Source organism: Caulobacter sp. CCH9-E1 (genome assembly GCF_001556515.1).
Lineage (GTDB): Bacteria > Pseudomonadota > Alphaproteobacteria > Caulobacterales > Caulobacteraceae > Caulobacter.
Genome location: NZ_LSJA01000186.1, coordinates 23611 through 30687, shown reverse-complemented (window position 1 = coordinate 30687; position 7077 = coordinate 23611). Strand labels below are relative to the sequence as shown.

Sequence of the window (7077 nt, the reverse complement as noted above, 5' to 3'; positions counted from 1 at the left end):
TTTCCCTCTCCCCTTGCGGGAGAGGGTGGCCCACGAAGTGGGTCGGGTGAGGGGTTGCGCTCCGCCGTCGGAAAGGCTCTTCAACCCCTCATCCGGCGCTGCGCGCCACCTTCTCCCGCAAGGGGAGAAGGGGGCGGCGACCGCGTCTTCGTGCTAAATCCTCTCCGCCCCAAACACCCCCGGAGCCTCCCCCATGACCGACCTCACCCCCGACCAGGAAGCCGCCCAGCTGGCCAAGCTGACCGAGGTTTGCCGCGCCGCCGGCTATGTGGTCGAGGCGATCGACCGGGGGCTGGAAGTCTCGGGCGAGGACGAAGAGGACGGCGCCTTCTATCTGCTGCCCGACCACGGCTGGGTGCAGGCGCGCTGCCTGGTGCTGGATCCCGAGGACCTGGGCCAGGCTCGTGACCTGACCGCCCTGTTCGAGACCATCGTCCGCGTCCAGTTCCGCCTGATCGGCTGCCGCTTCGCCTATGACGTCGAGACCGGCCTGTGGCTGGTCGAGGACCTCTATCCTGGCTTCGACCTCTCCGGCGTTCCCGCCGTGCTCGAGCAGCTGACCTATGTCTGGGGCGCCCTGGAGCCGCTGTTCGCCTCGGCCCTGCTGGGCGAGATCCCCGGCGAGGACGCTCTGGACGGCGCCTTCGACCTGGAAGCGGCCACATTGCCGAACTAAGCTTGGCTGGAAGCAGCGTCGGGAACGGAACCGCTGGGTTCCAGCGCCGTTCCTGATCGGTGTTCAGCTGGGTAAAGGGCGTGCGATGTCCGTGAAGCGATCGGTTCTGTTCGGGGCGATGGCCCTGGCTTTGGCGGCCTCGCCGGCGACGGCGGGTCAGAGCAAGGCGGAGCAGTCCAAGTCGGAGGCCAAGTCCGACGCCTCCAAGGCGCAGGATAAGACCACGTCGCAGGAAGAGCCTGGTCGATGGGACGACACCCGCAAGAAGGCGCTCGACATCGGCTCGCAGCCGGCCCGCGATGTCGGCATGTCCAAGCGCGAGGTGCCGCCGATCCTGCAGAAGGCCTATGACGATCCCTACAGCCTGGTCGGCCTGAAGACCTGCAAGGCCCTGGCCGCCGAGGTCGCCAACCTGAACGGCGTGCTGGGTCCCGACTATGTGGTCGGCAACGAATACAAGGAGAACCGCGCCGGCAAGCTGGCCGAGGCGGGCGGCAAGACGATCATCAACAGCATCATCCCGTTCCGCGGCCTGGTGCGCGAGGTGACCGGCGCCGCCCCCGCCGATCGGGCGATGAACGCGGCGGTCGACGCGGGCCTGGCCCGTCGCGGCTTCCTGCGCGGCGTTCACCTGAAGCAGGGCTGCAAGACCAAGTTCTGAGGGGCGGAGGTTGCTGCAGGATTGCGGCGGCAATTGCCACCGCCTAAGGTTGATCTCGCGTTAACCTAGGGGTGTCGTTTGACGGTAGCTCTCCAACTCGCGGCGTTGCTGGTTTTCGCGGACTCCGAGCCGCATCCGCGCCTTTCGGCTGGCGCCGAGGCGCCCGGCCACGTCGCCTTCGCGGACGTCTGCCTGAAATCGGTCGTCGAAGGCCGTCCCATCGAGGGCTTGGCCAAGGCCGCGGGAATGCTGCCCGTGCCATCCGCGGCCCTCGGTGGGACCGCTGAAGACAAGGCCTGGAGGCTCGGACTTCTTCAGCCGTCCTATGTCGTCGCATGGATGGACGGTGGCTGCACGGCGATCGTGGAGCGGGGCGACGCCTCGGCGCTGGGCGCTATGGCCCGTGCGGCGATCCTGGCGCGTCCCGAGCGCTTCCGTCCCGGCTTATCGGGACTCTTCGACGGGGATAGAGTGGAGCGCGATATCTACTGCTCGGAGCGGAACGGTCGCTGGACAGTCGCCAGCGTCACCGTTCCCGGCCCCAAGTCCAATGGCCGCACTCGCGCCTTGTCCTCCAGCGTGTATGCCCGCACGACGCCGTCCTCCCTCTGCCAGGCCCGATGACAGTGGGCTGAGCCCTCACCCCAGATCCACCGACACCTTTTCCAGCACCGCGTTGTCGTCGAGGCGCCAGACCTTCACGATGTGACGGCCCGCCGAGACCTCGGGGAAGCGGGCCTCGACCGTGTGGACGTGGTTCTTCACCGCCTCGATCCACCGCGCCTGCTCCGGACGGCTGGCCGCGCCGGGCGTTGGGATCAGGTCGGACTTCACCACCTGCATGGGGCCGTCGTCGATCGAGATCCCGATCTTGATCCCATCGCCGCCGGTGGCGTCCAGGGTGGGGGCGAGGGCGAGGCGGACCGTGGCCGGACCCGAGCGCGGGATCTGCACGCCATACTCCAGCCGCACGCCGTCGGCGGCGGTGGTCGAGGGGCGGCCCTGCGGCAGGGCCAGCACCGCGTCGCCGCGGCCTAGGCGCGGGACGACGGTCCAGGAGAGACCCTTGCCGCCGACCGCGCGGTCGAACTTGGCGGCCTCGATCGTGACGAGGTTCGGATCGGTCGCGCCAGAGCGGGCGAAGACGACCTTGGCGGCCAGCTTCTCGGGCGGGGTGTCGGCCGAGACGCGGGCGACGCTGGGCATGGTCTGCTGGGTGGGATCGTTCCAGATCACATAGCTCATGTGGACCTGGTTCATCATGCCGTCCCACTTGCCGCCGTTCAGGGCGTGGTATTGGGCGGTCAGGTCGGCGTCGCGCTTGAAGGCGGCCTCGACCTTGTCGGCGAAGACATTGGCGCGGGCGTCGTTGCGGGCCGACAGCCGCCGGTTCCAGGCCGTGGCGTAGTACATCTCATAGAGGTTGGCGAAGGCCGTGACCGGATATTCGACCAGCTGGTAGTAGGCGTCCAGCTGGTCGGGGCGCAGCTTGGTCTTGATCGCCGCGACCTTGGCGTCCAGCGCCCGCCAGCGATCGACGATGTCGCCGAATTCGCCGCCGTCCAGCGGTCCGGCGCCGTTGTCCGGGCCCAACGGGAAGGTGTCCTGGTCGATCAGCTCGGGCTTCCGCCGCGAGGCCAGGGTCTCGTATTCCAAAAGCGCTTCACCGATCTCGCTGGCGAGGGCGGGGCCGAAGGTCTCGGACGCCCAATCGCGCGGGAAGGCTGCCAGCACCTTGGGCGTCATCGCCTCGGGGTTCCAGGCCATGCGCAGGAAGAAGCTCAGCGGATACTCCATCGGCTTGATGTCGCCGACATTGACGATCCACAGGTTCCGCGCCTCGCGCTGGTAGGCGAGATCCATCTGCTGCCAGACCTTGGCGACCTGGTTGGTGTTGATCCACTTGTAGTTCCGCGGACCGCCGACATAGTCGAAGTGGTAGTAGACGCCGTAGCCGCCGGCGCGCGGCAGCTTGTCCTTGCCGGCCACCGGCAGGCGGCGGATCTGGCCCCAGTTGTCGTCGGCGAACAGCAGGGTCACGTCGTCGGGCACCCGCATGCCGTGGTCGTAATAGTCCTGGACCTCTTTATAGAGCGCCCAGATCTGCGGGGTCTGGTCGGCGGGCTTGCCGGTGACGTCGGCGATGATCTGGCGCTGGTCGGCGACGATCTTTTCCAAGAGCTGGGTCGCCGCGCCCTCGGCCATCGGCTCGTCGCCGTCGCCGCGCATGCCCACGGTCACGACGCTCTCGTAGGGCGTGCCGTCGCCTTTCGACATCATCCGCTCGATGCCGCCCCGCCAGAAGGTCCGCAGGTTGTCGGCGTTGACGGTGTAGTCCCAGCGCCCGCCGGTGACGCCCTTGTCCTTGTTGCGATGCCATTCGTCCTGGGCGCGGGTCATCGGCTCGTGGTGCGAACTGCCCATCACCACGCCCATCTCGTCGGCGATCACCTTGCTTTGCGGATCGTCGTCGTTGAACGCCTTGGGCGCCCACATGGCCGGCCACAGATAGTTGCCCTTCAGGCGCAGCATCAGCTCGAAGACGTGGGCGTAGGCCTTGGAATTGACCCCGCCGAACTTGGCCTTGGTCCAGCCGCTGAAGGCCGGGTTCTCGTCGTTGATGAAGAAGCCGCGATACTTGACGCGCGGGTGGTCGGCGCGGGCGCCGGCGGTCAGGAACAGGTCGCTCTTGCGCGTCACCGGGACGTCGGCCCACCAGACCCACGGCGAGACGCCGATGCGTTCGGAGAGGTCATAGGCGCCGAACACCGCCCCGCGCCGGTCCGAGCCGACGATCACCAGGGCGCGCGGGATGTTGGGGGCAGGGCGCTCGACCACCACCTGGCGGAAGCCCTCCCACTGGCCTTGCAGGTCCTCGACCTTCAGCTTGCCGGACTTGACCAGGCCGTCGATCACCGGGCTCTGGCCCAACACGCCGAGGATCACCACCGGACCGCTGGCCTTGGAGAGATCGTCGAGCTTCACGGCCTCGCCGCCGCCGACGCGGGCGAGGTCGCCGCGCAGGCTCTCGGCGGCGTGGCGCACGGCGGGGTTGGCGTTGGCGTCGATATAGACGGCGGCCGGGCGGCCCCTCTGGATCAACGGAAGGCTGCCGGTCCTACCCGTGGCGCAGACGCTGACCGGCGTCTCGCAGGCGAGGGCTGAAGCGGCGGTCAGGGAGAGGGCGAGGCCGAACGCGCCTCGCGTGATGAACCGATGAACCTGCACGCGTCTTCCCTGATCTTCGTTATGTTATCTGACCAATAAAGCGCTATGGTCTGACCATCAAGCCTGCCTCCGCCGAACCCTTGCCGTCTTCCGCGCAATCGCGTTCAACTCCCCGCCGTAAGGTTGTCTGGGGGCGAGTTTGACCGAAGCTTTGATCGTGCGAGGTCTGAGCAAGACGTTCGCCAAGCCCGCCGTGTCGGATCTGGACCTGACGGTCCATGCGGGCGAGCTCTATGCGCTGCTCGGGCCCAACGGCGCGGGCAAGACCACGACCTTGCGCATGGTGGCGGGGCTGACCCAGCCGGACAAGGGCGAGGTTTCGATCTTCGGCGTCGACGCCCGCAAGGAGCCCGCCGGCGCCAAGGCCCTGCTGGCCTGGGCGCCGGACGAGGCGATGATCTACGACAAGCTGACGCCGCTGGAATATCTGGAGTTCGTCGCCGGCCTCTGGAACATCGACCCGACGACGGCGAAGGCGCGGGCCGAGGAATTGCTCGCCACTCTGGGCCTGAGCGACGAGGCGCGGCGGCGGTGCGAGGGCTTCTCGCGCGGCATGAAGCAGAAGGTCGCCCTGGCCGGGGCGCTGATCCACGAGCCCAAGCTCTTGATTCTGGACGAGCCGCTGACCGGCCTGGACGCCGCCGCCGCGCGCCTCGTGAAGGACATGCTGCGGGCCCGGGTCGACGCGGGCGCCACGGTGATCCTCACCACCCACATCCTTGAGGTCGCCGAGCGCATGGCCGACCGCATCGGCATCATCGCCGGCGGTCGCCTGCTGTCCGAGGGCACGCTGGACGAGCTGCGCGGCAAGGCCGGCGAGCGCGTGGGCGGCGGCACGCTTGAGGACATCTTCCTGCAGCTGACGGCCGAGGCCGCCTGATGGCGCTGTTCAAGCCGGCCAGCACGCCCTGGCTGCTCGCCCACGAACTGCGCCTGACCTGGCGCGGCGCCATGGCCGGCCGCAAGCGCGGGGCCGTGGGCAGCATCATCGCCTTCTCGGTGCTGGGGGTGATGATCCTGATCGGCGGCGTGTTCCTGGCCCTGGGCATGAGGGGGCACGAGGTCCCGGTCCAGCCGCTGTCGATCACGATCGCGGCGCTCGCCCTGGCGGTGATCCTGACCCTGATGCTGTCCACCGCCCTGGCGGGCGCGGCCGACGCCCTCTATGTGCGCGGAGATCTCGACCTTCTGTTCTCCTCGCCCTTGTCGCCGCGCAAGGTGCTGTTCGTGCGGGCCTTGGGCCTGGCGGTGTCCGCCCTTCTTTGGTTCCTGGTCCCGGCGGTGCTGCTGCTGACCCCATCGATCGTGCTGGGCCATCCGGCCTGGGCGTCGGTGTTCGTGGTGCTGATCGCCGCCGCCCTGGCCGCCGCGGGCGTGGGCCTGCTGCTGGCCATGGCGCTGTTCGCCCTGATCGGTCCGCGCCGCACCCGCACCGTCGCCCAGGTGATGGCCGCCCTGATCGGCGCGGCCTTCTTCCTGGCCAGCCAGTACCGCAACCTGATGGGCGAGAAGGCCAGCGAGAGCCTGTTCGCGCGCATCGCCCTCGACGCCAAGGAGGGGCGCATCACGCTGCCGCCCATGGCCGACCTGCCGCTGCGGGCGGCGCTGGGCCAGCCCCTGCCGCTGTTGGCCCTGGTCGCGATCGGGGCGGGGATCTTTCTGCTGTCGGCCTGGACGCTGGGCCGCCGCTTCGCCGACGCGGCCGCCGCCACCCAGGGAGCCGAGACCCGCAAGGCCGCCAAGGGGCCCGGCCGCGCTTTCGCCGCCGGCGCCTTCCGGGCGACGCTGCGCAAGGAGCTGCGGCTGATGGGACGCGACGCGGCCCTGCTGTCGCAGGTGCTTCTGCGCGTGCTCTATATGCTGCCGCTGGCCCTGGTTCTGGCCCGCAACGCCGCCGAGCAGCCCGCCTGGATGCTGGCCGGCGGCGCGGCGGGCGTCGCCTTCCTGGCCGGCCAGGTCGCGGGCAGCCTGATCTGGATCACCGTTTCGGCGGAGGACACGCCGGACCTTCTGGCCCTGTCGCCGACGCCGGTGTCGGTGCTGAACCGCGCCAAGTTGGCGGCAGCCCTGATCCCGGTCGGTCTGCTGCTGGTCGTTCCGGTCGCGGTGATGGCCTGGTTCCAGCCCATGGCCGGCTTCTGGACCGCGGTCGGCTCGGGGCTCACGGCCTGGGCGGCCGGCATGATCGGAATCTGGCGTCAGAAGCCGGGCAAGCGCGCCGACTTCCGCCGCCGCCGAGCGAGCTCGTTCCTGGCGGCCCTGGGCGAGTTGGCCGTGACCATGCTGCTGGGCGCGGCGACGGCGCTGGCCGTGGCCGGCTGGCTGGCCTGGGCGCCGCTGCCGCTGATCGTCGCCGGAGCGCTGATGATGGCCCTGCGCCGCACCGAGGAGCAGATCGCCGCGGCCCTGCGCGCGGCGGCGGTCTCTTAGGAGTTTTGTCCGATCTTCCCGGCGAATGCCGGGACCCAGATCGAGCCCCTGGCCGCCTGATCTTTTCACCCCGCGCGATAGC

6 protein-coding genes are annotated in these 7077 nt (G+C 69.3%); 5 read left to right on the top strand and 1 reads right to left on the bottom strand.

Going from position 1 to position 7077, the window contains the following annotated elements; all coding sequences use genetic code 11:
- The first annotated feature begins 193 nt into the window (after positions 1-193).
- The 3 genes from AX690_RS11545 to AX690_RS11535 all read left to right on the top strand — a co-directional run bounded on the left by AX690_RS11545 (position 194) and on the right by AX690_RS11535 (position 1961).
- Positions 194-676, top strand: a complete 483-nt coding sequence (locus tag AX690_RS11545) for a hypothetical protein (RefSeq protein ID WP_066730380.1) — start codon at positions 194-196, stop codon at positions 674-676.
- A gap of 85 nt (positions 677-761) precedes the next feature.
- On the top strand, positions 762-1337 hold the full coding sequence (locus AX690_RS11540; RefSeq protein WP_066682757.1) for a hypothetical protein: 576 nt from the start codon (positions 762-764) through the stop codon (positions 1335-1337).
- A 78-nt stretch (positions 1338-1415) separates the two neighbouring features.
- Complete coding sequence (locus AX690_RS11535; protein WP_066682758.1) at positions 1416-1961, top strand: hypothetical protein; 546 nt, start codon at positions 1416-1418, stop codon at positions 1959-1961.
- A 15-nt stretch (positions 1962-1976) separates the two neighbouring features.
- Here AX690_RS11535 and AX690_RS11530 read toward each other — a convergent pair whose 3' ends face one another.
- Positions 1977-4565: a glycosyl hydrolase 115 family protein gene (locus AX690_RS11530; RefSeq protein WP_066682759.1), complete on the bottom strand. Its 2589-nt coding sequence runs from the start codon at positions 4563-4565 to the stop codon at positions 1977-1979.
- A 127-nt stretch (positions 4566-4692) separates the two neighbouring features.
- Here AX690_RS11530 and AX690_RS11525 point away from each other — a divergent pair, with 127 nt between their 5' ends.
- Both AX690_RS11525 and AX690_RS11520 read left to right on the top strand, forming a co-directional pair.
- Positions 4693-5445: an ABC transporter ATP-binding protein gene (locus AX690_RS11525; protein WP_066682760.1), complete on the top strand. Its 753-nt coding sequence runs from the start codon at positions 4693-4695 to the stop codon at positions 5443-5445.
- The gene (locus AX690_RS11520) at positions 5445-6995 is read left to right on the top strand and encodes a hypothetical protein (RefSeq protein ID WP_066682761.1); all 1551 of its coding nucleotides are present in this window, start codon (positions 5445-5447) and stop codon (positions 6993-6995) included. The genes AX690_RS11525 and AX690_RS11520 overlap by 1 nt, the downstream gene beginning before the upstream one ends.
- Positions 6996-7077 lie beyond the last annotated feature (82 nt).

Coding starts and splice junctions, on each gene's coding strand:
- AX690_RS11520 (WP_066682761.1), top strand. CDS start 5,445: ATGGCGCTGTTCAAGCCGGCCAGCACGCCCTGGCTGCTCGCCCACGAA.
- AX690_RS11540 (WP_066682757.1), top strand. CDS start 762: ATGTCCGTGAAGCGATCGGTTCTGTTCGGGGCGATGGCCCTGGCTTTG.
- AX690_RS11545 (WP_066730380.1), top strand. CDS start 194: ATGACCGACCTCACCCCCGACCAGGAAGCCGCCCAGCTGGCCAAGCTG.